Annotated in this window: 20 protein-coding genes; 6 read left to right on the top strand and 14 right to left on the bottom strand. The window is 44.3% G+C overall.

Annotation, left to right across the window (positions count from 1 at the left end; genetic code table 11):
* From serB to D8886_RS06465, 8 genes are all read right to left on the bottom strand, one after another.
* Complete coding sequence (serB, locus tag D8886_RS06500; RefSeq protein WP_125356952.1) at positions 1-648, bottom strand: phosphoserine phosphatase SerB; 648 nt, start codon at positions 646-648, stop codon at positions 1-3.
* Positions 649-798: 150 nt separating this feature from the next.
* The gene (ezrA, locus tag D8886_RS06495) at positions 799-2,523 is read right to left on the bottom strand and encodes a septation ring formation regulator EzrA (RefSeq protein ID WP_125434703.1); all 1,725 of its coding nucleotides are present in this window, start codon (positions 2,521-2,523) and stop codon (positions 799-801) included.
* An 86-nt stretch (positions 2,524-2,609) separates the two neighbouring features.
* On the bottom strand, positions 2,610-4,559 hold the full coding sequence (gene gyrB / locus D8886_RS06490; protein WP_004187435.1) for a DNA topoisomerase (ATP-hydrolyzing) subunit B: 1,950 nt from the start codon (positions 4,557-4,559) through the stop codon (positions 2,610-2,612).
* Positions 4,560-4,571: 12 nt separating this feature from the next.
* Complete coding sequence (locus tag D8886_RS06485; protein ID WP_312023309.1) at positions 4,572-5,138, bottom strand: HAD-IA family hydrolase; 567 nt, start codon at positions 5,136-5,138, stop codon at positions 4,572-4,574.
* A 236-nt stretch (positions 5,139-5,374) separates the two neighbouring features.
* The gene (locus tag D8886_RS06480; protein WP_125337830.1) at positions 5,375-5,923 is read right to left on the bottom strand and encodes a DJ-1 family glyoxalase III; all 549 of its coding nucleotides are present in this window, start codon (positions 5,921-5,923) and stop codon (positions 5,375-5,377) included.
* A 77-nt stretch (positions 5,924-6,000) separates the two neighbouring features.
* On the bottom strand, positions 6,001-7,233 hold the full coding sequence (locus tag D8886_RS06475; RefSeq protein ID WP_125434699.1) for an FtsW/RodA/SpoVE family cell cycle protein: 1,233 nt from the start codon (positions 7,231-7,233) through the stop codon (positions 6,001-6,003).
* Between the two features lie 12 nt (positions 7,234-7,245).
* Positions 7,246-8,226: a YeiH family protein gene (locus D8886_RS06470; RefSeq protein ID WP_125434697.1), complete on the bottom strand. Its 981-nt coding sequence runs from the start codon at positions 8,224-8,226 to the stop codon at positions 7,246-7,248.
* A gap of 99 nt (positions 8,227-8,325) precedes the next feature.
* Positions 8,326-10,770: a bifunctional DnaQ family exonuclease/ATP-dependent helicase gene (locus tag D8886_RS06465; protein WP_125434695.1), complete on the bottom strand. Its 2,445-nt coding sequence runs from the start codon at positions 10,768-10,770 to the stop codon at positions 8,326-8,328.
* Between the two features lie 135 nt (positions 10,771-10,905).
* On the opposite strand from D8886_RS06465, the gene D8886_RS06460 reads away from it, so the two are divergent.
* Positions 10,906-11,541 carry an MBL fold metallo-hydrolase gene (locus tag D8886_RS06460; RefSeq protein ID WP_002930033.1) on the top strand — a complete coding sequence of 212 codons (636 nt, stop codon included), beginning with the start codon at positions 10,906-10,908 and terminating at the stop codon, positions 11,539-11,541.
* Between the two features lie 82 nt (positions 11,542-11,623).
* Here D8886_RS06460 and ftsX read toward each other — a convergent pair whose 3' ends face one another.
* From ftsX to prfB, 3 genes are all read right to left on the bottom strand, one after another.
* Positions 11,624-12,550: a permease-like cell division protein FtsX gene (ftsX, locus tag D8886_RS06455; protein WP_002930032.1), complete on the bottom strand. Its 927-nt coding sequence runs from the start codon at positions 12,548-12,550 to the stop codon at positions 11,624-11,626.
* Complete coding sequence (gene ftsE / locus D8886_RS06450) at positions 12,543-13,235, bottom strand: cell division ATP-binding protein FtsE (RefSeq protein ID WP_002895890.1); 693 nt, start codon at positions 13,233-13,235, stop codon at positions 12,543-12,545. The genes ftsX and ftsE overlap by 8 nt, the downstream gene beginning before the upstream one ends.
* A gap of 44 nt (positions 13,236-13,279) precedes the next feature.
* Positions 13,280-14,375 (bottom strand): peptide chain release factor 2 gene (prfB, locus tag D8886_RS06445; RefSeq protein ID WP_125342290.1). Its coding sequence is split into 2 segments (ribosomal slippage): positions 13,280-14,302 and positions 14,304-14,375, totalling 1,095 coding nucleotides; the frame shifts between segments, so codons are not numbered across the junction.
* Between the two features lie 311 nt (positions 14,376-14,686).
* Between prfB and D8886_RS06440 the strand changes: the two genes are divergently transcribed.
* Entirely contained in the window at positions 14,687-15,547 is an 861-nt protein-coding gene (locus tag D8886_RS06440; RefSeq protein WP_002930031.1) for a metallophosphoesterase, read from the top strand.
* Here D8886_RS06440 and D8886_RS06435 read toward each other — a convergent pair.
* The 3 genes from D8886_RS06435 to D8886_RS06425 form a co-directional block, all read right to left on the bottom strand.
* On the bottom strand, positions 15,541-16,332 hold the full coding sequence (locus tag D8886_RS06435) for a DUF2785 domain-containing protein (protein ID WP_002930030.1): 792 nt from the start codon (positions 16,330-16,332) through the stop codon (positions 15,541-15,543). The genes D8886_RS06440 and D8886_RS06435 overlap by 7 nt on opposite strands.
* An 88-nt stretch (positions 16,333-16,420) precedes the next feature.
* Positions 16,421-19,117: a cation-translocating P-type ATPase gene (locus D8886_RS06430; protein ID WP_125434693.1), complete on the bottom strand. Its 2,697-nt coding sequence runs from the start codon at positions 19,115-19,117 to the stop codon at positions 16,421-16,423.
* 285 nt (positions 19,118-19,402) lie between these two features.
* A complete protein-coding gene (locus tag D8886_RS06425) occupies positions 19,403-19,789 on the bottom strand; it encodes a YwiB family protein (protein ID WP_185761267.1) in 387 nt (128 codons plus the stop codon).
* Between the two features lie 115 nt (positions 19,790-19,904).
* Between D8886_RS06425 and D8886_RS06415 the strand changes: the two genes are divergently transcribed.
* From D8886_RS06415 to D8886_RS06400, 4 genes are read left to right on the top strand one after another with little or no spacing between them, the layout of a single operon-like run.
* Positions 19,905-21,206: an HD domain-containing protein gene (locus D8886_RS06415; protein WP_125434687.1), complete on the top strand. Its 1,302-nt coding sequence runs from the start codon at positions 19,905-19,907 to the stop codon at positions 21,204-21,206.
* Position 21,207: 1 nt separating this feature from the next.
* The gene (yidA, locus tag D8886_RS06410) at positions 21,208-22,017 is read left to right on the top strand and encodes a sugar-phosphatase (protein ID WP_125434685.1); all 810 of its coding nucleotides are present in this window, start codon (positions 21,208-21,210) and stop codon (positions 22,015-22,017) included.
* Positions 22,017-23,231 (top strand): aminoacyltransferase, encoded by a 1,215-nt coding sequence (locus D8886_RS06405; RefSeq protein WP_185761266.1) that lies wholly within the window; start codon positions 22,017-22,019, stop codon positions 23,229-23,231. The genes yidA and D8886_RS06405 overlap by 1 nt, the downstream gene beginning before the upstream one ends.
* 14 nt (positions 23,232-23,245) lie before the next feature.
* Entirely contained in the window at positions 23,246-24,481 is a 1,236-nt protein-coding gene (locus D8886_RS06400) for an aminoacyltransferase (RefSeq protein ID WP_125434681.1), read from the top strand.
* Positions 24,482-24,487 lie beyond the last annotated feature (6 nt).

The raw sequence follows: 24,487 nt of genomic DNA, 5'->3' as shown, positions 1-24,487 counted from the left end.
CTATTCTTTTCTATTGTCTAAAAGATCAATGACACGATAGAGATTGCATTCTTGAATCTGATAAGGAGCCTGCTCTCGCACGATTGGCTTGGCCATAAAGGCAATTCCTATCCCTGCCGCTTGAATCATAGGCAGATCATTGGCGCCATCCCCCATAGCAATTGTTTGATTTAATTCCAACTTATTTTCAGCCGCCCATGCTTTTAGCATGGCAAGCTTGGTATCCTTAGTGACAATCTCTCCTAAGACTTGGCCTGTCAAAATGCCCTGCTGGATTTCCAAACGATTTGCCTTGACGTAGTCAATTCCAAGCTGCTCAGCTAGTCTGTCCACCGTTTCATGAAAACCACCCGACACCAAGCCTACTTTATAACCACGTTTATGCAGCTCCTTGACCAAGTCCTCGGCTCCCGGAGTGAAGTGAATCCTTTCAGCAATTCGAGCAAAAATATCCTCTGGCAGCCCTTTTAAAAGGGCGACTCGCTCACGTAAGGCAGCTTCAAAGTCCAACTCTCCTCGCATGGCACGCTCGGTAATAGCCGCAACCTGAGCTCCTACACCCGCTTCCTCACCTAGCAGGTCAATCCCTTCTTCCATGATTAAGGTGCTGTCTACATCCATGACTAACAAGCCTTTGACTGTTTTCATTGTCCGACCTCATTCTTTTTATTTTTTTGTATTATACAGGAAATTCTATTTCAAAACAAGCTGGAAAAAATTGAAGTCCCAGAATCCTTGTTACTGACTGTTCTCTAGCTTTCTCTTTGTAAAAGAAAAAAGTTCCCTCAGGAACTTTTTTTAAAAACGAATATTCTCGNGTGTTTTTTCGTAGGATGTCACAAAACGCTCTGTCACGCCTGGCTCGACAAGATCCAAAGCTTTTGAAATGATTTCCAAGGATTGAGCATAGTCGTAGTCATGTTCAAAGACATACAAGGACTTGTTGAAAGCCGCCTGTACGTTATCATCAAAGGAACGATAGCGGTTTGAATACTGCAGCAACTGCTCAGTCAGGGTAGCATCTTGGACGATACGATAGGTTTCTTCTTCCAATTGCTCCATATCATTCCCTAGAATTTCCAGCCAACGGTTAACTGATTCGATATTGACTCGTGCAGCTTCCAATTCCTTAACCAACTCTTCAATATTATTGCTGGTTGAGAAGAAAATTTCTAAAAAAGAGTCTGGAATACCTGGCAAATTGCGCTTTTCCATATATCTCTTAATGGTATGCAATTTGTTAGCATAGATATTGACCTTCTGGCGAGCGTTGGCATCATCTTTTTCAATCTCTGCCAGTGCTTCACCAAGAGAAATCTGCTCATCTTCGATTTCTTTCAACCGCTCTTGGATAGCTTCTAACTCTTCCTGAACTACAGAATAAGCTTGCTTGGTTTCAGAAGAATCTTCTACCGCGCTAAGCACCACATCTTCCTGAGCAGAAAGCTCAGCCTGCAACTCCTTGACATGAGAAGTTTCCGTATCAGAGAGAAGGAAGGTTTGAGACAAACGTTCTATCTCTTTTTGGAGTTGCTGGTTGTTTTCCTTTGTATGAGCCAGATAGCTAGGCAAGTTTTTAATCAACTTCTCCACTACTTTGTGGGCTTCAATTTCCCGCGTAAAAATTTCATAGAGAGCGTTAATCTCTTCTTGCGCCTGCTCATTTTCATACTCAGCATTATCCAGCTCTAAGGCAGAAATGTTGGCTTCGTTGCGTTTGAGACTTGCATGAAGCTGCTGGAAGCGTGACTCTATATCAGTTTCGATAAAGTGATAACCAGATTCCAAGAGCTTACGGTGACCAGATTCTAAGTCTTCCAACTGATCTGGCAATTTCACAGTCAACTCTTCGACAATGGCAGGAACTTTCTCAACGATATGTGTCAGAGCAAGAATATGATCCTCAGCCTTATCCAAGATTTCAGCTGCTTCAACCGGGTCACCTGAAGAATTAAGGGTCACAAACTGAGAAAACTCTGACTGGATGTTTTCCAGCTGTTTTTCAATCTCAGCTAAGGCTTGCCCATACGAGTCTGCATTCTCCGCCACCTGGGTTTGCAGTTTTTCAAACAAATCCAGGGCATGGAGCACACGGCCACTATTCTTAGACTCTTGCTCTTTAAGATCTTCCAAGGCTGCACGAATCATCTTGATATCTTCGTCAATCAAGTCGATCTGGCTTTCAATATTGCCGATGGCATGCTTAGCTTTTATGAAACGGAAAGAATTATTGTAACCTTCTGCTTCAAATAGATTATTTTCGATATCAGCAAATGAATTTAAAGACAAGTCTACCCATTTTTGATTCCATTCACGGAAGGCTACCTGACTCTGCCCAATCAAATGCATATTTTTTACTTCTTCAACTTCATCATTCACAGGGAGATTATAGAGTGCTTCTTTTCTCTCCTCCAAATGTTGAAGTAAAGCTTCATTTCTCTTTCTCATCAGAACTGCAGTACCATAGCCGACAACCAAAAGCAGAGCTACCACAGCAACGAGAATAACTAGTCCAATAGACATATAGAACTCCTTCACATTGTTACTATAAAGCAAACATAATGATTATATCATATTTTTGCCCATAATGGTTGATTTTTCTGATTTTTTTAGACGTCGAGCGTACTGTATACAGCATTTTCTTCGATAAATTCACGACGAGGTTCAACGCGATCCCCCATCAGCATGTCAAAAATCTTGTCAGCTTCCGCTGCATCATCCACTGAAACCCGAGCCATCAAGCGATGTTCAGGATTCATAGTTGTCTCCCACAGCTGATGGTCATCCATCTCTCCGAGCCCCTTGTAGCGTTGAATGGTTGGCTTGGAACGACCTTCACTGTAGCGAGCCAAAGCAGCCTGAAGCTCTTCTTCCTGATTAGCACCTGGCTGGATGTATTCTTTGACTTCACTTCCGACCTTGACACCATAGATTGGCGGCTGAGCGATATAGACAAATCCAGCTTCCAGAACCGGCTTCATATAGCGGTAAATCAAGGTTAAGAGCAGGGTCCGAATGTGAGCACCGTCTACATCGGCATCGGTCATGATAACTAATTTTTGGTAGCGGGCCTTGCTGACATCAAAGTCAGCTCCAAAGCCAGTTCCCATAGCAGTAAAGAGGCTGCGGATTTCTTCATTGGCCAATATCTTGTCCATGCTGGCTTTTTCAACGTTGAGAATCTTACCGCGAATTGGCAAAATAGCCTGAAATTCACGGTTACGACCGGACTTAGCTGAACCACCCGCTGAATCCCCCTCCACGATGAAGAGTTCCGTTTCCTGTGGATCGTTGGACGAACAGTCAGCCAATTTTCCTGGCAGATTGGAAATTTCCAAGCCAGACTTTTTGCGGGTTACTTCTCGAGCTCGCTTGGCAGCAATTCGGGCCTTAGAAGCCAAAATTCCTTTTTCAACGATTTTTCGAGCTACCGCAGGATTTTCCAAGAGGAAATCTGAGAAAGCTTCGCTGAAGAGGCGATTGGTAATCTTGACCACTTCGCTATTGCCCAGCTTGGTCTTAGTCTGACCTTCAAACTGAGGGTTAGGGTGCTTGACAGAGATGACCGCTGTCAGTCCCTCACGAACATCTTCCCCAGTCAGATTGTCTTCGTTTTCTTTGAGAAGCTTGTTTTTCTTGGCATAGTCATTGATAACCCTTGTCAGGGCTGTCCGGAAACCTTGCTCATGTGTTCCACCCTCGTGGGTATGGATGTTATTGGCAAAGCTCATGACTGTTTCGTGGTAGCCAGTCGTATACTGCATAGCTACTTCAACCGTAATGTCATCCATTTCGCCGTCGGTATAAATCGGCGTTTCAAAGATTACATCCTTGTTTTCATTGATGTATTGGACATAGCTGGCAATCCCACCCTCATAGTGGTAATCCTTGGCCTGCTCCATTCCATCCCGCTTATCAGTGATGGAAATTCTGAGACCACGGTTGAGGAAGGCCAGTTCTTGTACCCGCTTATTGAGCTTTTCAAAGTCAAATTCTACTGTTTCAGTGAAAATCTCTGGATCCGGTGTGAAATGAACTGTGGTACCTGTACGGTCTGTCTCGCCAATGATTTCTAAATCAGCGACTACATGACCACGACGATATTCTTGGTAATGAATCTGACCGTTTTTATAAACACGGACATCCAGCTGAGTGGATAGGGCATTTACAACGGAAGAACCCACACCGTGCAGACCTCCCGATACCTTGTATCCGCCACCGCCGAATTTTCCTCCGGCATGGAGCACGGTAAAGACGGTTTCCACGGCCGGACGGCCTGTTTTCTCCTGAATATCAACAGGAATTCCCCGACCGTTATCTACTACCGTGATGGAATTGTCTTTTTCGATAAAGACTTGAATGTGACTGGCAAAACCAGCCAGCGCCTCATCAATTGAGTTGTCAACAATTTCCCATACTAAATGGTGAAGACCTTCCTTGGAGGTCGAACCGATATACATCCCCGGACGCATACGAACGGCTTCTAAGCCTTCTAAGACCTGAATCTGACTGGCATCATATTCCTGGGCCTGTATATCTTGCTGCTTTTCTTCTGTCATAGTGTTCCTTTTCTAATCAATATCTATAAATTCTTCAAGATGCTGCATATTATCAAAGAGATAGGTATCAAAGCCAGCTGCCTGCCCTGCTTTAATATCCAGAGTACGGTCACCTATGACCAAGCCAGAGGAAATCTGATACTTGTCTTTTAGATAGAGCATGGAGTCTGGTGAGGGTTTCCTTGGAAAGCCATTCGCCGATGTCACCACTTCTGTAAATACTGATGCAATGGCAGTTTTCTCCAAAATTTCCAGCACTTGGTTGTCCCGGTGGGAGACCAGAAAGTTCCGACCGCCCTTGGCCACAATCCGCCTAAGCAACTCTGCTGCGCCGTCAAATAAGACAGGGTGAGTCAACTCTTCTGCTTCATTGGCCTTATAAAACTTTAAAAAGTCTTTTTCTTGGGGAGCAAACTGCTGGACAGCATAGTCTGTAGACACCTTGAGGGCCTTATAAACTTCGTCGTGACCAGCTTGCAGACCAAACTCTTTCAAGGTTTGAACAAAAGCTGCTGTCGAAGTTTCATAATTATCCAAGAGTGTTCCACCTAAATCCCAGATGTAATCTTGATAATTCATACCTTTCATTATACCATAATTTTCATGAAAAAGGGGCTAATATTTGCCCGAATCCAGCACTTTTCCGACTTTTTTCAACCCTTTTTCTAAACAAAATATCTCAAAGAATCTAAAATTTAAAAATGGATGATGGTTTCGTCCTTTCCAATATCCCTAAACCCGTTCCATATAGAGGAGCGCTAAGGTAAATTAGACTTCAAAAAAGCTGGGAAACATTATGAATCCCAGCATCTTCTTTATTTTCCAAATACATCTGTATAAAGCATAGCATCAGCCAACTGCTCGGCGTCCCCTCCCAGCTGACGAACCAGCTCATAGGCGAAAGCCAAGGCAGTCGATGGACCACGGCTAGTAATCAGCTTCCCATCAACAAGAACTGTTTCTTTACGGTAAGTTCCATTTTTAATATTGTCTTGCGCACCATCATAGCAAGTGAAATACTTACCAGTCAAGATACCTGCACGGTCAAGAGCAATGGGAGCAGCACAGATGGCAGCGATGAATTTGTCCGCCTGCTGAAAGTCCTGCAAAAGCTGCATCAGGCGGTCATCATCACGGAGATTAGCCGATCCTGGCATCCCTCCTGGCAAGATGACCATATCGTAGTCATCCAGCCGCCCCTTCCAGACCTGATCCGCTTGAACAGTGATGGCATGAGACCCAGTCACTGATTCATCAAAACCAATCATATTACAGACAAGACCTGCACGGCGCAAGACATCCACAACTGTCAAGGCCTCGATTTCTTCAAAACCGGGAGCTAAGAGTAAAGCTGCTTTTTTCATGAAAATATCCTTTCTGAGATGAGCCAGTCACAAAATCGCATCTGATTTGTGAGTCAAAAACTTGCTATCTGTTTATTTTATTTTAATTTCTTCAGTACGACTTTTTTTCGGACTGCAGGAATTCGCTCCTTCTTTTCATCCGTCAGGCTGTTCTGATAGGAGACGGACAGCAGGAGACCAACACCGATAAGATTACTGATGATGGAAGAACCACCCTGTGAGATAAAGGGCAGCGGAATCCCTGTCAGAGGCAGAATCCCTGTCACCGCTCCAATATTTTCAAAGATATGGAAGAGCAGCATCATGATAAAGCCAGTTGAGATATAGGTATAAAACTGGTTGTTAGATTTAATCGTAATCTTGAGCATGCGATAAATCAGCAGTAAATAGAGCATGATAACCAAGGTCGAGCCCAAAAAGCCAAAATCTTCTGCAATGACGGTGAAAATCATATCGCTTTCCCGAACAGGAACCAAAAGATTCGAAACATTAAAGCCTTGACCAGTCAAACCGCCGCTTCCGACAGCGATTTGTCCCTGTGCTTGTTGGAAGGTGGTCGTCTGAGCGTAATCAAAAGGATGAAGCCAAGCCAAAATCCGATTGATTTGGTAGGTTGGCATGCCAAGATTATGCAGAAAGGCACGGCCGCCATCGGAAATAAAGATAAAGAGAAATCCTCCCAACAGCAAGACCCCCGTCAGAAAGACCGGCAGGATAATCTTCCAAGAAACACCTGACAGTAGCACGATACCGCCGTATATAGCTACAAAAACCAGAGCTGTTCCCAAATCACTTTGAAGGGTTAACAGAACCAGAACAGGAACTGTGTAGAGCCCTAGCTTCAGGATTAGAAAAAAGTCTAAAGCCAGGGTTCGCTCATCCTGCTTATGTTGCTGGAGAAAATGAACCACCAGCCGCGACAGCATGAGAATATATGAAATCTTCATAAACTCTGAGGGCTGAAAGAGGGTCACCCCACGAATAGCAATCCAGTTTTTGGCACCAGTGGAGGCTACCAGCGATTCGCTGTAAAAAATCAGAGGCAAGACCATGAGACCAAGACCAAAAACATAGAGATAAGGCGTAATTTTCCAGAGAAACTTGGTATTAAAAAACATGAGGATAAAGCTGAGCAGGAAGCCCACCGCAATCCAGGCGATCTGCTGCTCAACCATTGGCCAGGCATTGTCAGGATAATCATGACTAACAGCAATGTAAATAGCCACAACACCGATTGAGAGCAGCATCAAAACGGGCAAAATTAAACTATAATCAATCCGAGACTCAAACGTGCGTCTTTGATAAGGCATAGTCCCTCCTTTTTAGAAAAAATACTGGATAATCAAGCTAGAAACAGCGACGCAAAACCAAGCGAAGGCACCAGTCAGCAAAGGCGCTGCTCCTGCTTGTTTAAACTGCTTAAAGGAAACCTTTGCGCCAATAGCTGCCAAGGCCATAGCCATCAGCCACTGAGAAATGAATTTTGTATAAGGAATGATAGCAGCCGGCACAAGTCCTAGACTGCTGACAAGTGAAGCTAAGACAAACCAGGCTATAAACCAAGGAAAAATCTGTTTCAAGTTTGTCTTTTGTGCTGACTGCTTAGGCTTGATATAGCGATAAGCCGCGAAGATCAAGCAGGCCGGTACAATCATCAGAGCCCGACTAAGCTTGACAATGGTCGCCAAGTCCCCAGCTGACGGGCTATATGTATAGCCTGCTGCCACTACTGACGAAGTATCATTGATGGCTGTTCCGGCCCAAGTCCCGAAAAAGTCATCCGACATCTGCAGCAAATGCCCTAAAAAAGGGAAAATGAATACCGCTAAGATATTGAAAAAGAAAATAGTGGAGATGGACAGGGCGATTTCCTCTTCATCAGCCTCCAAGATTGGTGAGGCGGCCGCAATGGCAGAGCCGCCGCAGATAGCTGTTCCAAAACCGATTAAAATAGTCAAGACACGTTTCATTTTAAAGAAACGGCCAGCCAAATAGGCCGCCAGAAAGGCTATCAGAATAGTGATAAGACTGATACGAAGAGAAGAAATCCCTGTCTCAGAAACCTGACCTATGGACATGGAAAATCCCAAAAAGATGATGGAATACTGCAGCAATTTCTTCCCCGAATAGCTGAGTCCTTCCTGAAATACAGCCGGCAGCTTCATACTGTTGTTCAAAACAATCCCAAAGACAATAGCAAAAACACTAGAGCCTATCAAGGGAAGCAAGCCGCCTAAAAAGATAGAAACAGCCGCTATTCCAAAGGATAACAGAATTCCTGGTAAATATTTTTTCACGAACACCCCTTCTTTCCTATGCCTCTCATTATAACAAATTTTGTCCCAAAAATCTGATTGAACCTAAAAAATCAGCCGATAAAACTCAGCTGATTTCAGATAGTTTCAGTCAAAAAAGTCTTGTAATTCCTGCATAATGGCTGTCTCTGGCAGAATGTCCAAAGAAGCTAATTGTGACAGATGATGCTGAATCTGCTTGCCGTAGCGTTTGCTAGAGATGCGGTTGTCCAAAAGAATAACAGCTGACTTCTGATGTTCATTGCGCCGGGTCCGGCCAATAGCCTGCTTAAGCCGTAAGATGGCAAGAGGCAGTTGATAATCATAAAAGGCATTCTTACCTTCCGCTTTCAAGCGGCTGTTAATCTTCTGCACAAAGAAATCCTTGGGATTGTCAAATGGAATCCGAGTAATCAGCTGAATAATCTGGTCTTGCTCAGCAAAATCCGCCCCCTCCCAGAAGCTGCCAGAGCCCAAAAGGATACCTGCCTCTCCTCTANCGAAACGCCGCTTGATATTGCCGGCATCGCCATTTTTATATTGGGCCAAATGCGGCAGAGCCAACAATTCCGAAACAGTCAAAAGCAAGTCTTTAGAGGTGAAGAGGACGACGATAGGCAGACCAAGTTCTGCCACTTCTTGCAGGCAAGCAACAATCTCTTGCGCAAAATCCTCAGTTGACAAATCCACTACTGCTGGAAAACTTTCATCTAAAAAGAGCTTCTGCAGTGGCTTCTTCTTGCTTTTCAGCTTGTAAAAGTGATAACTTTCAAAGCCTAGCAACTGCGCCAAATTGACCTTAGAGCTGATTTCCAGAGTAGACGAAACCAAGATAACCTTGGCACTTTCAGGCAAAAAATCTGTGAAATGCAGTAATTCTGAACGGCCAGCATACAGAGTCATCAAGCGATGATCTGCCAAATCTTCATCAACCAACCAATAATACTGGTATTTGCCACTGAACAAGTGCTGCAGCTCAGGCAGTGCACTAGTCTTTAACTCGGACACATCCTGAAGCAGTCGGGCAATCTTTTCCGGACTTAGCTCAGATGCTTTCTTGCGATGCTTCTCTGCGGCATCAGCCAGCTCAAACTGAATGCTTTGCAAAAGCCGTTGCTGCAGAAGCTCCCCTTCTTCCTGAAGGAGATGATTTATCTGCTGCAGCGTTTTAGTTAGATTTATATTGGCTTGAGAGAAACTTTCCAAGGCAAAAAACATCTTCTGAGCTTCATCAACTACCAGAACACGATTGTCCAGCAAAGACTGGTCATCCTCTAAACGCGTCAGCAGGTAAGCATGATTAGTAATCACGACTCGACTAGTAGCCGACTTGACCTGTCCCAACCGCCAAAAATCTTCCTCATAAAAAAGAGAATGTTTGCTTAGCTTGCCATCATGACGGATTTCATTGAAGTAGCTTGAGAAGCGATGAGCCTGCCCGATTTCGTTCAAATCACCTGTTTTAGTTTCTGTCAGCCAAACCAAGAGTTGCAGCTTACAGCGATTAACCAGACGGTTGTCATATTCCCTGTCCAGTGTCTGATAGAAATGGTCCAGCTTGATATAATTCTCCGGACTCTTGAGACTGTGAAAGGAAATACCAAATACTTCCTCCAACAATCGCCCTTCCTTTTGCAGCAGCTGGTCCTGCAGGATCTTAGTCGGAACCGTCACTAGTACTTTTTCTTGACCTCTAGACAAGATAGGCAGCAAGTAGCCAAAGGTCTTACCTAAGCCTGTCTGCGCCTCTAAAAAACTAGCCTCCTGCTGGTCCAGAGCTTCCTCCATAAAGCGAGCAAACTTGAGCTGTTCTGGCCGCTCTTCTAAGCCCAGCAGGTATAGATTGGTCAGGAAATCCTGCGACAGCTTCTTTTCCGAAGTCAGCTTTTGGGGACGTCGCAGGAAAATACCATGGCAGGATTGCAGTTCCTTATCTTGCTGATCCGGCATTGTCTGATAAACTTCCTCGATAGCCAGACGCGACTCATAGATAATGCTATCTGCCAAAGTTAACATTTTCTCAACCAAGGCCTTGGGTAGGCTCTTGATTTTGTCTTGTATTTTTAAAAATAGCTGAGCCGTTGCTTGAGCATCTGCCAGAGCAGTATGGGCGTTTTCCAAAGAAATATCCAGCAAATTGCAAAGATTGCCCAAAGAATATTTATCAAAGGTCGGGTAGAAGACCTGAGCCAACTCTACCGTGTCCACACGCGGTGTCAGCAAGTCAAACCCTTCCCAGAAAAGGGCCTCCGCTAGTAGATTGGCATCAAACTTGACATTATGAGCGACAAAAATCGCATCCTGAATCAACTCATATACCTCAGCTGCTACCTGAGAAAACTCCGGTGCTCGGCCAAGCCGCTCATCATTCAATCCCGTCAGCTCTTTGATATGTTCATCCAGTTCCTCATGAGGATTGACATCTGTTTCATAAGTCTTGGTAATGATTCCATTCTCAATCAGAACAATGCCAATCTGGATAATCTTTGCACTGCTGCCCGTTCCTGTAGCCTCCAAGTCCACAACGGCATACTTATAATCATTTTGTGTCATACTGCTAAGATTATATCATAAAAGCCATTCTGAGACATCTGAAAATTTTCAGCTCTAGCCTAGAAAGCAATTCTGTGCAAAAAAACCGCTTTTCTGTTACACTCAATAGCAGAATATATTTTCCGAGGAAATCAGATGAAAATTCATAAAATTATCAACCTTGTAGCTTTTGAAAATACCTATATCTTAGAGAATGATCAGGGCCTCCTAGTCGTCGATCCTGGCAGTGACTGGAAAAAGATTGAGCGAAAGCTGGAGGAACTCGCCAAGCCTGTTATTGCTATTCTTTTGACTCACACCCATTATGACCACATTATGAGCTTAGAAAAGGTCCGAGAGCACTATGCTGCCCCACCTGTCTATGTGGCTGAGAGTGAAAGCAGCTGGCTTTACACACCGACAGATAACCTATCTGGTCTGGCGCGCCATGCTGATATGGATGATATCATCTGTCGACCAGCAGAGGAGTTTTTCTCCTACGAGACAGACAATGACCTTGGAGGCTTTCATTTCTATGCGCTTGCAACACCTGGCCACTCTATCGGAGGTGTCTCTCTAGTCTTTCCAGATGACCGCCTTGTTTTGACGGGCGATGCCCTCTTTCGGGAAAGCATCGGACGAACGGATCTGCCGACAGGAAACATGGAACAATTGCTGACGTCCATTCGTGAAAAACTTCTGGTATTGCCCAAAGACTATGCTGTTTATCCTGGTCATGGGCATGACACCACTATTTCACATGAAAAAGTCTTTAATCCATTTTTAGCTTAGTAGACATTTAAGCAATTACCTATAGTTATCTATAACAAAACCAGAGTTTGAAATTCTTCAAACTCTGGTTTTTTATGTATTATTAAATCTTCAAGAAGCGTCTCATAGAGAAGACAGATCCCAATGATCCGATAAGAATACCCAATACGAAGAGTATTGCTATCATAATCGGACTAAAGAGTTTCGGATCAATCATAGAAAGCCCTTGACCGACTAGGCTCTTATTCATAGTCTGGAAGGCTATTTTGTATATAAAATACACTGCCACTGACGGAATTGTTGCCCCTAGCAAGCCAATCCAGGCCCCTTCAAACAAGAAAGGTCCACGGATATAGCTATTCTTGGCACCAACCAAGCGCATGATTTGGATCTCGCGACTGCGGGAAATAATGGTAATCCGAATAGTATTGGAAATGAGAAGGACAGCAACAAAAATCAGAAGCGCTGCACCAATCAAGCCCCACGTTTGGATAAAATTAGAAAGCGCAAAGAGCTTTTTGGTATTGGTACCACCATTTTGAACCTCTGAAACACCATCAATCTTCCGAGCATCTTTTGTAACAGATTCTACATACTTAGGCGCCTTGGTCTCAACAATATAAGCATCGTAAAGTGGGTTGGCATCACCGTCAAAAATCTTCCACTCGCTACCCATGGTTTCTGTCAGCTGCTCATATTGTTCTTCCTTACTAGAAAAAGTAACCTTATCTACATTTTTCATAGAAGTCAGAGCATCATAGACCTTATGGTAGTCCTCATTCTGAACTGTTTGGCCTTCTTTTACAATCGTTTCGCTATTGTCGGCAACATCCTTACGCATGTAGACCATAACGCGGACATTATTTGAAATATCATTTGCCAGCTTAGCTGTATTTAAAATTACTGAAGCAAAGACAGCCACTAAGCTCAAGGTAATCATAACCGAGCTGACAGCCGCTACAGTCATCCAACCATTCCGCGTAAGACTCTTAAGCGACTCAATCAAATGGCGAAAAAATCTTCTAATCATCGTATCCGTATTCTCCTTCCGCTTCATCACGTACCACACGGCCATTTTCAATAGCAATAACGCGGTGACGCAGAGTATTTACAATCTGGCTGTTGTGGGTTGCCATCAGGACAGTCGTTCCCTGAAGGTTAATCCGCTCCAGCAGGTTCATAATCTCCCAAGAATTATCTGGGTCCAAGTTTCCTGTCGGCTCATCCGCAATTAGGACTTTAGGATTGTTAGCAATAGCACGCGCAATGGCAATCCGCTGCTGCTCACCACCGGAAAGCTCGTTAGGGAATGAGCGAACCTTATGCTTAAGGCCAACTAGGTCCAGCACTTCCATAACCCGCTTTTTAATATTGCGGCGGCGCTCACCGATAACTTCCATGGCATAAGCAATATTCTCATACACTGTCTTTTTAGGAAGAAGTTTATAGTCTTGAAAGACGACTCCAACCTGACGGCGCAGCATTGGAACATCACGCTTCTTAATCTTAGCTAAGTCAAAATCAGCTACTTTCAGACTTCCCTTATCCAGCTTTATCTCCCGGTAAAGCAAACGAATAAAGGTTGACTTTCCCGCTCCTGAAGGGCCTACAATATAGGCAAACTCCCCAGGTTCTACGTTAATAGACACACTACGCAGGGCAGTGGTCCCGTTGCCATACTTCTTGACAACATCTTTCATTTCAATTATTGACATCTATTGAAATTTCCTTTCAATCTAATTCTAATCTCTTACACTTCCTAGTTCAAACGCCATTTCAAATAAGCGTCGATGAAACCATCCAAATCTCCATCCATCACCTTGTCCACCTGTGCTACTTCGTAACTGGTCCGATGGTCTTTGACCATAGTATAAGGCGTAAAGACATAAGAGCGGATTTGGCTGCCCCAGGAAATCTCCTTCTTATCTCCCTTGAGTGAATCAACTTCGGCTGCTTGTTTCTCTTGCTCTAGCTGATAAAGCTTAGCCTGCAGCATCTTCATCGCCCGATCACGGTTTCCATACTGGGTCCGGTCAACGGTAGACTGCACCACAATTCCCGTAGGAATATGGGTCAGTCGCACACCGGTAGAGACTTTATTGACGTTCTGCCCGCCGGCTCCTCCCGAGCGGAAAGTGTCCATCTTAATATCGTCATCGCGAATTTCCACCTCAATGGTGTCATCCAGCTCTGGCATGACCTCTACTGAGGTAAAGGAAGTATGGCGACGCTTAGCTGAGTCAAATGGCGAAATCCGGACCAAACGGTGGACTCCCATTTCTGACTTGAGCAAGCCATAAGCGTGCGGCCCTTCAAATGAAAGAGTCACTGACTTGATGCCTGCTTCATCACCAGCTTGATAGTCCAAGACCTCTACTTTGAAGCCCTTGGCATTGCCAAAGCGTGTATACATACGCAGCAGCATATCTCCCCAATCCTGGGCCTCTGTACCACCAGAGCCCGGGTGAATTTCAAGGATAGCATTGTTATTGTCATAAGGCTCAGATAGGAGCAGGGTCATTTCATAGCTGGTCATCATTTTCTCGAGTTCGGCCAGCTTTTCTTCTAACTCACCCTGAACCGACTCATCTTCAGCCAGAAAATCAAGCAAGATTTCCGATTCATCAAAAAGCTCGGTCATCTGATGGAAATTTTCATAGGTTTGCTTGAGTTCATTCAGATCTTGAGATGTCTTTTGGGCTGCAATGTTGTCATCCCAAAAGTCGGGTTCTGTCATCTTATTTTCTAAGATGGCAATTTCTTCTTCCAGACCTTCTAAGTCAAAGAGACCCCCTGAAAGAAGCTAATTTTTCACGATTTGCGTCAATCTTTTGACGAATTTCTGAAATGTCCATAAATACCTCTTTTCACATATCGTTTAATTATAACATAAATTAAACAGTTTGCCTAATCTCACATTCAGCAGCTTACATTTTATCGGATTTTCCCTAGCTAGGCAAGACAAGCGACTCCTTGTCACCTAATTGTTAGAAAAGTAATATAATGACATGGGGTTGGAAGAATTATTTCAAGACTTCCTAGACTTCATTCATGGATAAACGAAATACAAGATTACGAAAATTTATGAGGTGTTTTGATAAAAAGGGAGACTCTCCATAGGGCCTTAAGCATTTTCAAGTTTTGAAAAATATGCTAGACTAAAACCATGACAAGAATCGGATTTATGAGCGACCTCCATCTGGATTCCAATCAATTTGGAGACTTTGAGCGACAAGCACTCCGCCAGCTTTTAAGAGAAGAAGGGATTGACCACCTACACATCGCAGGGGATTTGTCCAACGACCTGACCAATATCAGTTTGCCCTTTCTTGAAACTTTGAAGCAAGAGATTCCCCTTTCTTTTAATCTGGGAAATCACGATATGCTGGGACTTTCTGAGCAAGAAATTTCAAACTATGATTTTCAGGTCCAACAGTTCGGCCAGACCAAGCTCGTCAGCTTTTCTGGCTGGTACGACTACAGCTTTGTTCCAGAAAAAAGCAAAGAAGAGCATCTGCGCACCAAGACCAATTTCTGGTTTGATCGCAGATTAAAGAGAGCCTTAGACGACCCTAGTATTACAGCTCAGACGTTGCAAGAGTTAGAAAAACTGCTGATGACTTTAGATGGTCCCATTATTGTTGCTCTGCATTTTGTCCCCCATCAAGACTTTCTATACGACCATCCCTATTTCCAGCGCTTCAACGCCTTCCTAGGAAGCCAAGCTTTTCATCAGCTCTTTGTCAAATACAGGGTGAAAGAAGTGATTTTTGGTCATCTCCACCACCGCCACCAAAGCCGTGTTATCGAAGGTGTCCGTTACCATATGCGTCCTCTGGGCTACATCCGCGAATGGGAACTGACTCGGAACTTTTTTAATGACTTTCCTCAGTATAAGATCCCCCAGATGTACCGCCTGCACAAGCGTTATAATGCTGTTAAAGATTTAGTCGAATTTCGAGACTATAAGAAAAAACACCTGGCAGCTGAACTGCGAGATGCTTTAACAGTAATTGAAGTTCAGTAATGGAAATGTTGAATAGCAGCTCTCAGCTCATCTGAGAGCTGCTTTTTGCTGTCCAACTTCACATAGACTTCTAATAAGCAGGAGCGAAAATTGGAAAAAGAAATGAAGTCTTGGTTGTTTTCCAATGGAAAACTCTGTGATTGAAGCCATAGTCTAAGTTCACGCTGCGACAGTTTTTCCTTTAAGACAGCTTGATAGAGCATCTGGGCTAAGCGCCAATCCTCATCATTTCCGAAACGGACTGAAACTCTTTTAAAAACTTGATGAATGACCTCTAAAACCTCTGGCATCCTACTAGAGGGAAAGTCCGGATGACAAGCCACTTCTGTCAATAAGTCTGCTCCATGAGCGAAGGCATGAACCCAACCGTATTTCCTGGAGTAACCCCTTGTGTCTCTTTCTACTGACAGGTAGGTTAGCCCCTTATCTAGTAAATATTTTCTTCCTTGCACTGATAATGCCTGATAATACGAAGAGTTTGGATTACCATCACAGTTTAAGAGATTGGCATAAAGTAAAGCTGTGAAGGAGCGTGTTAAGGTAGCTTGACCATTTTTATCACTCTTGTAAAAAAGTCCTTGTCTGTTAACTGCTTCTTGAGCCAAGAAACGAAACTGTTCAGCTGAAAATATGTCAGTCTGAAGTCCCCTTGCTAAGGACGAAAAGACTAACTCATCACGGATTGTCGCTTCTGGATGACCAATATGATCCAGTAACCATAAGATTTCTTCCTCATAATATAAAGGAGAAGCCTCTTCCAACTTCTTTCGTAAGTTTTGATACATACTTTCACCGTCCTTTCGAGTTCCTTTCTTTGAATTTGATTATATCGCCTTGTACGCAAAAAAGCCATCCGCAGATGACTTTTTGCTGTTAAATAGCATTCCTATCCATACCTAATTTACGTTGGATGAACTTAACAATCTCAACAATAACAATCATGGCAAAGCTACCAATCAGAACAACTGTCCATTGTGACAAGTCCAGCTTGGTTACATGGAAAATCTTTTCCAGCGGATCGATTACAATAGTTGAAATCAATAGGATGAAAGAAACCAGAATAGACCAGTTAAAGGTCTTAGACTTGAATGGTCCAACTGTAAAGATAGACTGGTAAACAGATTTCACATTATAAGCATGGAAGAGCTGGATGAGTCCAAGAGTTGCAAAGGCCATTGTCAGAGCGTCCGCATGGATAGCCTTGATATCACCGACATGGACGGGATTAGAGATAGCATAACCATAAACCGCCAGAACCAAAGCTCCCTGCAGGACACCCTGATAGATGATAGAGCTCATCACTCCACCTGAGAAGAAGCTAGACTTACGGCCACGAGGCTTATGACTCATGACACCTGGCTCAGCAAGTTCAACCCCCAGAGCAATGGCAGGGAAGGTATCCGTTACTAGGTTAATCCAAAGCAGATGAACTGGCTGCAGCACATCCCAGCCAAAGAGGGTTGCCAAGAAAATAGTCAGTACCTCAGCTGTATTAGCTGAAAGGAGATACTGGATAGTCTTTTGAATATTAGAGAAGACCTTACGTCCTTCTTCCACGGCTACAATGATGGTCGCAAAATTATCATCTGCCAAAATCATGTCAGAGGCACCCTTAGATACTTCTGTACCTGTAATTCCCATACCGATACCGATATCAGCTGTCTTCAGAGCTGGTGCGTCATTGACACCATCTCCTGTCATGGCTACGACCTTACCTTGGTTTTGCCACGCTTTGACAATCCGAACCTTGTGCTCAGGTGAAACTCGGGCATAGACAGAGTATTGGCCAACAACCTTTTCAAATTCTGCATCAGAAAGCTCATTGAGCTCTGCACCAGTCAGGACATGGTCTTCAGTATCTCCTTCTTCAATAATACCCAAGCGCTTGGCGATAGCTTCTGCTGTATCCTGATGGTCACCGGTAATCATAATGGGACGAATACCAGCTTCCTTGGCTACGCGAACAGCTTCTGCTGCTTCTGCACGTTCTGGGTCAATCATACCGATTAAACCAGTAAAGATTAAATCATTTTCTAGATTTTCAGATGTCAAGTCAGTCGGAACTGCATCAATAATCTTGTAGGCACCTGCAAGAACACGCAAAGCTTGATGAGCCATGTCTGAGTTGTTAGACTTAATCAGCTGTGAAGTAGCATCATCAATCGCTGCAACATCTCCAGCCTTATCACGGGCAACACAGCGTTTCAATAGTTGATCTGGTGCACCCTTTACTGCCACAAGGAATTTCCCATCTGGCAATGGATGGACAGTAGACATGAGCTTACGATCTGAATCAAATGGCAGCTCGGTTACACGAGGATATTTCTCTAAAAAGGCCTTCACATCATAGCCCTTGTCCAAAGCATACTGGATAAAGGCTGTTTCTGTTGGGTCACCAATCAGCTTTCCTTCTTGGTCAATCTTGGTATCATTGGCCAAAACAACTGAACGTAAAAGAGGCAGCTCCAGTCCAAGTTCAATATCTTGACCAGCTTCATTCAGGACTCCGTCATAAAAGACTTTTTCGACCGTCATCTTATTCATGGTCAGGGTACCAGTCTTATCTGAAGCGATAATCTCAGTTGATCCCAAAGTCTCAACAGCCGGAAGCTTACGGACAATCGAATTCCGCTTAGCCAGAACCTGAGTTCCCAAGGCCAGCACAATGGTAACGATAGCTGGCAGACCTTCAGGGATAGCCGCAACTGCCAAGGCTACAGAGGTCATCAGCTCATCCAGTGGATTTTTCCCTTGAATGAAGACACCAACTACAAAAGTCACTGCAGCAATCACCAAGATAGCATAGGTCAGAACCTTAGACAGACTATTAAGATTTTGCTTGAGCGGTGTGTCCGTTTCATCCGCATCCTGCAACATACCCGCGATGTGACCGACTTCCGTATACATCCCTGTATTAACAACCAATCCAACCCCACGACCATAGGTCACATTTGAGTTTTGGAAGGCCATATTCACACGGTCGCCAATACCAGCATCTGCAGCTACCTCAACTGTCAAATCTTTCTCAACCGGCACAGACTCACCTGTCAGAGCCGCTTCTTCGATTTTCAGTGAATTAGCTTCTAAAAGTCGCATATCCGCTGGGACAACGTCACCGGCTTCCAATCTAACGATATCACCAGGTACCAAGTCCTTAGAATCCACTTCTGTGACATGGCCATCACGCAGGACACGCGCAGCCGGGCTGGACATAGATTTGAGAGCCGCAATGGCTTCTTCTGCCTTGCCCTCCTGGTAGACACCGAAGATAGCGTTAATGATTACGACTGCTAAGATGATTAAAGCATCTGCGATGTCTTCGCCACCTGATGTGACAACAGACAAGACAGCTGCTACCAACAAGATGATAATCATCAAATCCTTGAACTGCTCCAAAAACTTCATTAAGAGAGATTTTTTCTCCCCTTCATCCAGTTCATTGCGGCCATAATCAGCTAAACGCTTGGCAGCTTCTTGACTGGACAAACCTTGCTCTGAAGCGTCCAAAGTTTTGAAAATTTCCTCAGGACTCTGGGTGTAAAAAGCTTGGCGCTTTTGTTCTTTTGACAATGTATTCCTCCTCTTGGCCTCTTTTATTTCTGAACTTTTCTAACCACTACGACTCATCATCTCAAGCCGAATCAGTCATATCCAAAAAGTCAGAAACAAAAAAGAGACCTGTTTATTAACAAGTCTCGCTATTTCATACAAGGCCGGAAATTTCTTTCGTATTGACGACCTTGTAACGGTTATTCCGTTAGCTACTCCCTTGAGTTAGAAACTATTATACCAAATTTTCAAGCTTTTGCAAGGGGAAACATTATGATTTTCAAGAGTTTTCTCGGAGAATAGCAGCTAACCCCAGCTAATCTCCATCTCATAGCTGGCAAAAATCTGCTCTCCGTCAACAGTTTTCAGCTGATAATGAAGTTGCAGAACCTGCTTGGTCAAATCAACCTTATAGAAAGGAGTATCGGTCACAAACTGCTGCACGCCCACAGGTGTATAGATGCCAACCAGCGCCTGCCCTTGACTGATGAAGCGCATGATGGACTTAGGCTCAGAAAAGCGGGTCATAACCAACTCTTTATCGTGAAACTTCAGAACTACTTTCTCTCCTTCTTCATTTTTGTATAGCAGATAATGATAGTTTCCTTTTTGCGTCCAGTCCGTATCGTAGATTTGATCAATTAGCTCGGTATGCCCGTCCAGCTGGATGTGATTTTTTATTCTGATTTGCATCTTTATCTCGTTTCTCTTTTTCTTTCCCTATTTTATCAAAAAAAGGACAAAATTGCTCTTCTTTCAGTCGCAGCTTTGATTTTTTTCCTACTATGATTTGTGGTATAATGGTAGTATGATTGAAAAAGTATTTCGGGACCCGGTTCATAATTATGTTCATGTGGACCATCAGGTTATTTATGATTTAATCAATACCAAAGAATTTCAACGGCTGCGCCGCATCAAACAGCTGGGCACCTCCGGCTATACTTTCCACGGCGGGGAGCACAGCCGTTTTTCGCATTGTCTGGGAGCTTATGAGATTGCCCGGCGCATCACCAAGATTTTCAATGAAAAATACCAAGCCAACTGGGACAGCCACGAAAGCCTGCTGACTATGACTGCTGCTCTCCTGCATGACTTGGGACACGGAGCTTATTCACACACCTTCGAGCGGCTCTTTGATACTAACCACGAGGACATTACGCGGCAAATCATCACCAGTCCAGAGACAGAGATTCATCAGGCTCTGGTGCAGGTTTCGCCGGATTTCCCAGAAAAGGTGGCTAGCGTCATCAACCATACCTACCCCAATAAGCAGGTGGTCCAGCTGATTTCCAGCCAGATTGATGTGGACCGGATGGATTATCTCTTGCGAGATTCCTTCTTTACTGGCGCTTCCTATGGGCAATTTGACTTGACTAGAATTTTACGAGTGATTTGTCCTGTAGAAAAGGGCATCGCCTTCAAGCGCAATGGCATGCATGCGGTAGAAGACTACGTAGTCAGCCGCTACCAGATGTACATGCAGGTCTATTTCCACCCGGCCAGCCGAGCTATGGAAGTTCTGCTGCAAAATCTGCTCAAGCGGGCCAAGTTTCTCTATCCAGCTCAGAAGGATTATTTTGCCCTATCATCTCCCAATCTCATTCCATTCTTTGAAAATAGAGTGACCCTGCAGGATTATCTGGCCTTGGATGATGGTGTTATGAATACCTATTTCCAAGTTTGGATGGCTAGTCCAGACAAGATTTTATCTGACTTGGCTCAGCGTTTTATCAACCGCAAAGTCTTTAAGTCTATCGTCTTCTCTCAGGAAAACGAAGCGCATTTGGATATCATGCGAGACCTAGTTGGACAGGTTGGTTTTGACCCTGATTACTATACTGCTATCCATCGTAATTTTGATTTGCCTTATGATTTCTACCGGCCTGACGTTGAAAAACCTCGGACCCAGATCGAAATTCTGCAAAAAGATGGCAGCTTAGCAGAACTGTCCAGCCTGTCACCTATCGTCCATTCGCTAGCCGGGACCAGACAGGGTGATAATCGCTTCTACTTCCCCAAGGAAATGCTGGCAGAGACCGGACTTTTCAGCGAAAAAAACCAGACCTTTATGCACTATATCAAAAACGACCAATTTACCTACGGAGAATAATATGTCTATCAAATTAGTTGCCGTTGACATTGACGGTACCCTTTTAAATAACCAAAAAGAAATCACTCCTGAAGTCTTCAGCGCTGTTCAAGATGCCAAGGCTGCTGGTGTAAAAATCGTTATTGCAACCGGCCGTCCTATTGCAGGAGTTCAAAAGCTTCTCGAGGAGCTAGAGCTTAATCAGCCAGACAACTACGTCGTTACCTTCAACGGCGGACTGGTGCAGGATACTGTTACTGGCGAAGAATTAATCAAAGAAACATTGACTTATGAGGACTATCTGGATATCGAACTGCTCGGGCGAAAATTAGGCGTTCACATGCATGCCATCACCAAGGACGGCATTTATACGGCCAATCGAAACATCGGCAAGTACACTGTTTACGAGTCCAATCTGGTCAGCATGCCTATCTTCTACCGCACACCTGAGGAAATGGTCAACAAAGAAATCGTTAAGTGCATGTATATTGATGAGCCGGAAATTTTGGATGTGGCCATTTCTAAGCTGCCACCGGAATTATCTGAAAAATATACACTGGTTAAATCAGCTCCTTTCTATCTGGAAATTGTCAAAAAGACTGTCAATAAAGGCGCTGCTGTTCTGCATCTAGCTGAAAAACTTGGCTTAAGCAAGGAGCAGACCATGGCTATTGGTGACGAAGAAAACGACCGCGCCATGCTGGAAGCCGTTGGCTCTCCTGTTGTCATGGAAAATGGCAAGGAAGAACTCAAGAAAATCGCCAAATATATCACCAAATCGAACGACGAATCCGGCGTAGCACACGCTATTAGAGAGTGGGTTTTAAAATAATGTTTAGTTACAAAATTGGAATTTCAGCTCAGGAACACGACGATTTTGTCACGGCTCATCCGCAGGCCAATCTTCTGCAGAGCTCAGCTTGGGCTCAGATTAAGGATAACTGGGCCAATGAGCGCTTGGGCTTCTATAAAGACGACCACTTGGTTGCTGCAGCCAGTGTCCTGATCAAACCACTGCCCTTGGGGATGACCATGCTTTATATCCCGCGCGGTCCCATCATGGACTATAGTGACAAGGAGCTGCTGACCTTTGTTTTGGCGTCGCTCAAGAAATTTGCCAAGGAGAAAAAAGCGCTCTTTGTCAAGTTTGATCCTAGCCTCTTTCTGGCAGAAAGCAAGATGGGCAGTGAATTGCAAGACAAAGCAGAGACAGTTGAGCTGATTCAAGAACTGCAGCAAGCTGGAACTGTCTGGGTCGGACGGACTGAATCTCTGGACGAAACCATCCAGCCTCGCTTGCAGGCCAATATCCATAAAGAAGATTTCAGCGAGGATCTGCTTTCTAAAAGTACTCGGCAGGCTATTCGTACAGCCCGTAACAAAGGTATTCAAATCCAATTTGGCGGAGCAGAATTACTGGATGACTTTTCAGCCCTGATGAAGAAAACGGAAAATAGAAAAAACATCCACCTACGCGGCAAAGACTATTACCAAAAACTCTTGGATACTTATCCTGACCACTCCTATATCACCTTATCCAGCATTGATCTAAAGGCACGCTTGGAAGACTTGCAGGCTCAGCTGACCAAGACACTTAAAGAAGCAGAGAAATTTACCGAGAAAACCAAGCCCGGCAAGATTGAGAATAACCAGCAAGAACAGAAACGCCTCCAGGAAGAGATTGACTTCCTACAGGACAAAATCAGCCAAGGGACTGCTGTCGTTTCCCTGTCTGGCACCTTGGTCTTAGAATACGGCAAGACCTCTGAAAATATCTATGCCGGAATGGACGAGGAATACCGTCGTTATCAGCCAGCCATCATCACTTGGTATGAAACGGCCAAACATGCTTTTGAGCGTGGAGCTGATTGGCAAAATATGGGTGGAATCGAAAACGACCTCAAGGGTGGTCTCTACAGCTTTAAATCTAAGTTCAATCCGACCATTGAAGAATTTGCTGGTGAGTTTAACTTGCCAACTAATCCTCTTTACCACCTCTCCAATCTGGCCTACACACTCAGAAAGAAACTGCGCAGCAAGCATTAAAAGAAAGGAAGCCTATGACCTTTAAACTTCTCAGCCAAGAAGAATTCATCCAGCATACCTCAGCTAGCTTCCAACGCTCTTTTATGCAGACCGTGGAAATGGCAGAGCTGCTGAGCAAGCGTGGCTTCAGTACCCAGTATGTTGGCTACACTGACCCACAGGGACAGGTAGTGGTGTCTGCTGTCCTCTACAGTATGCCGATGACTGGCGGCCTCCATATGGAAATCAACTGCGGCCCTGTCTCTACCGATGCTCAATACCTGACCCTCTTCTATCAAGCTTTGCAGGCCTATGCTAAAGAAGAAGGCGCTCTAGAGCTGATCATCAAGCCCTACGAGACTTATCAGACCTTTGACAGCAATGGCCAGCCCACATCTGATGAAAAAGGCCAGCTTATCCAGCAACTGACTGATTTGGGCTTTGACTTTGACGGCTTACAGACGGGCTATCCAGGCGGGGAGCCTGATTGGCATTATGTCAAAAACTTACATGGTCTGACGGAGAAAGACTTGCTCAAGTCCTTCAGTAAAAATGGCAAGGCGACCGTCAAAAAGGCGAATACCTTTGGCATCAAGCTAAAAAGGCTAGAACGTGACCAACTCAGCATTTTTAAAGACATCACAGCCGCTACTTCTGACCGGCGGGAATATGATGACAAGCCGCTAGACTACTATCAAGATTTTTATGATAGCTTTGGTAAGCAAGCGGACTTTATGACAGCCAGTCTTAACTTCAAGGACTACCTTCAGAACTTACAAAAAGACCAAGAGAAACTGGGCCAGAAAATTCAGAAACTGCAGGCGGACTTGGAAAACAATCCTCAATCTGAAAAGAAGCAAAACCAGTTGCGAGAGCTTTCCAGCCAGTTTGATAGCTTTGAAACCCGCAAAGCAGAGGCCAAAGAGCTGATTGACAAGTACGGCGACCAAGACCAGATTCTGGCTGCCAGTCTCTTTATCTACACCCCTCAGGAAACAACCTACCTCTTCAGCGGCTCCTATCCTGAGTTTAATAAATTCTATGCTCCAGCCCTGCTGCAGGAATACGTTATGACCGAAAGCATCAAGAGAGGCATTCCATTTTACAATTTCCTCGGCATTATGGGAATTTTCGACGGTTCTGACGGTGTTCTGCGCTTCAAACAGAACTTCAACGGCTTCATCGTTCGAAAAATGGGAACTTTCCGCTACTACCCTAACCCTCTCAAGTTTAAGCTGCTTCAGCTCATTAAAAAAATTCTAAGACGTTAAAAAACC

The organism is Streptococcus sanguinis, assembly GCF_003943655.1.
Lineage (GTDB): Bacteria > Bacillota > Bacilli > Lactobacillales > Streptococcaceae > Streptococcus > Streptococcus sanguinis_F.
This window is presented reverse-complemented; position numbering and strand designations above follow the sequence as displayed.

Coding starts and splice junctions, on each gene's coding strand:
- D8886_RS06400 (WP_125434681.1), top strand. CDS start 23,246: ATGACCTTTAAACTTCTCAGCCAAGAAGAATTCATCCAGCATACCTCA.
- ftsX (WP_002930032.1), bottom strand. CDS start 12,550: ATGATTAGAAGATTTTTTCGCCATTTGATTGAGTCGCTTAAGAGTCTT.
- serB (WP_125356952.1), bottom strand. CDS start 648: ATGAAAACAGTCAAAGGCTTGTTAGTCATGGATGTAGACAGCACCTTA.
- D8886_RS06425 (WP_185761267.1), bottom strand. CDS start 19,789: ATGCAAATCAGAATAAAAAATCACATCCAGCTGGACGGGCATACCGAG.
- D8886_RS06460 (WP_002930033.1), top strand. CDS start 10,906: ATGAAAATTCATAAAATTATCAACCTTGTAGCTTTTGAAAATACCTAT.
- ftsE (WP_002895890.1), bottom strand. CDS start 13,235: ATGTCAATAATTGAAATGAAAGATGTTGTCAAGAAGTATGGCAACGGG.
- D8886_RS06485 (WP_312023309.1), bottom strand. CDS start 5,138: ATGAATTATCAAGATTACATCTGGGATTTAGGTGGAACACTCTTGGAT.
- gyrB (WP_004187435.1), bottom strand. CDS start 4,559: ATGACAGAAGAAAAGCAGCAAGATATACAGGCCCAGGAATATGATGCC.
- yidA (WP_125434685.1), top strand. CDS start 21,208: ATGTCTATCAAATTAGTTGCCGTTGACATTGACGGTACCCTTTTAAAT.
- D8886_RS06475 (WP_125434699.1), bottom strand. CDS start 7,233: ATGCCTTATCAAAGACGCACGTTTGAGTCTCGGATTGATTATAGTTTA.
- D8886_RS06405 (WP_185761266.1), top strand. CDS start 22,017: ATGTTTAGTTACAAAATTGGAATTTCAGCTCAGGAACACGACGATTTT.
- D8886_RS06415 (WP_125434687.1), top strand. CDS start 19,905: ATGATTGAAAAAGTATTTCGGGACCCGGTTCATAATTATGTTCATGTG.
- D8886_RS06435 (WP_002930030.1), bottom strand. CDS start 16,332: ATGTATCAAAACTTACGAAAGAAGTTGGAAGAGGCTTCTCCTTTATAT.
- D8886_RS06480 (WP_125337830.1), bottom strand. CDS start 5,923: ATGAAAAAAGCAGCTTTACTCTTAGCTCCCGGTTTTGAAGAAATCGAG.
- D8886_RS06440 (WP_002930031.1), top strand. CDS start 14,687: ATGACAAGAATCGGATTTATGAGCGACCTCCATCTGGATTCCAATCAA.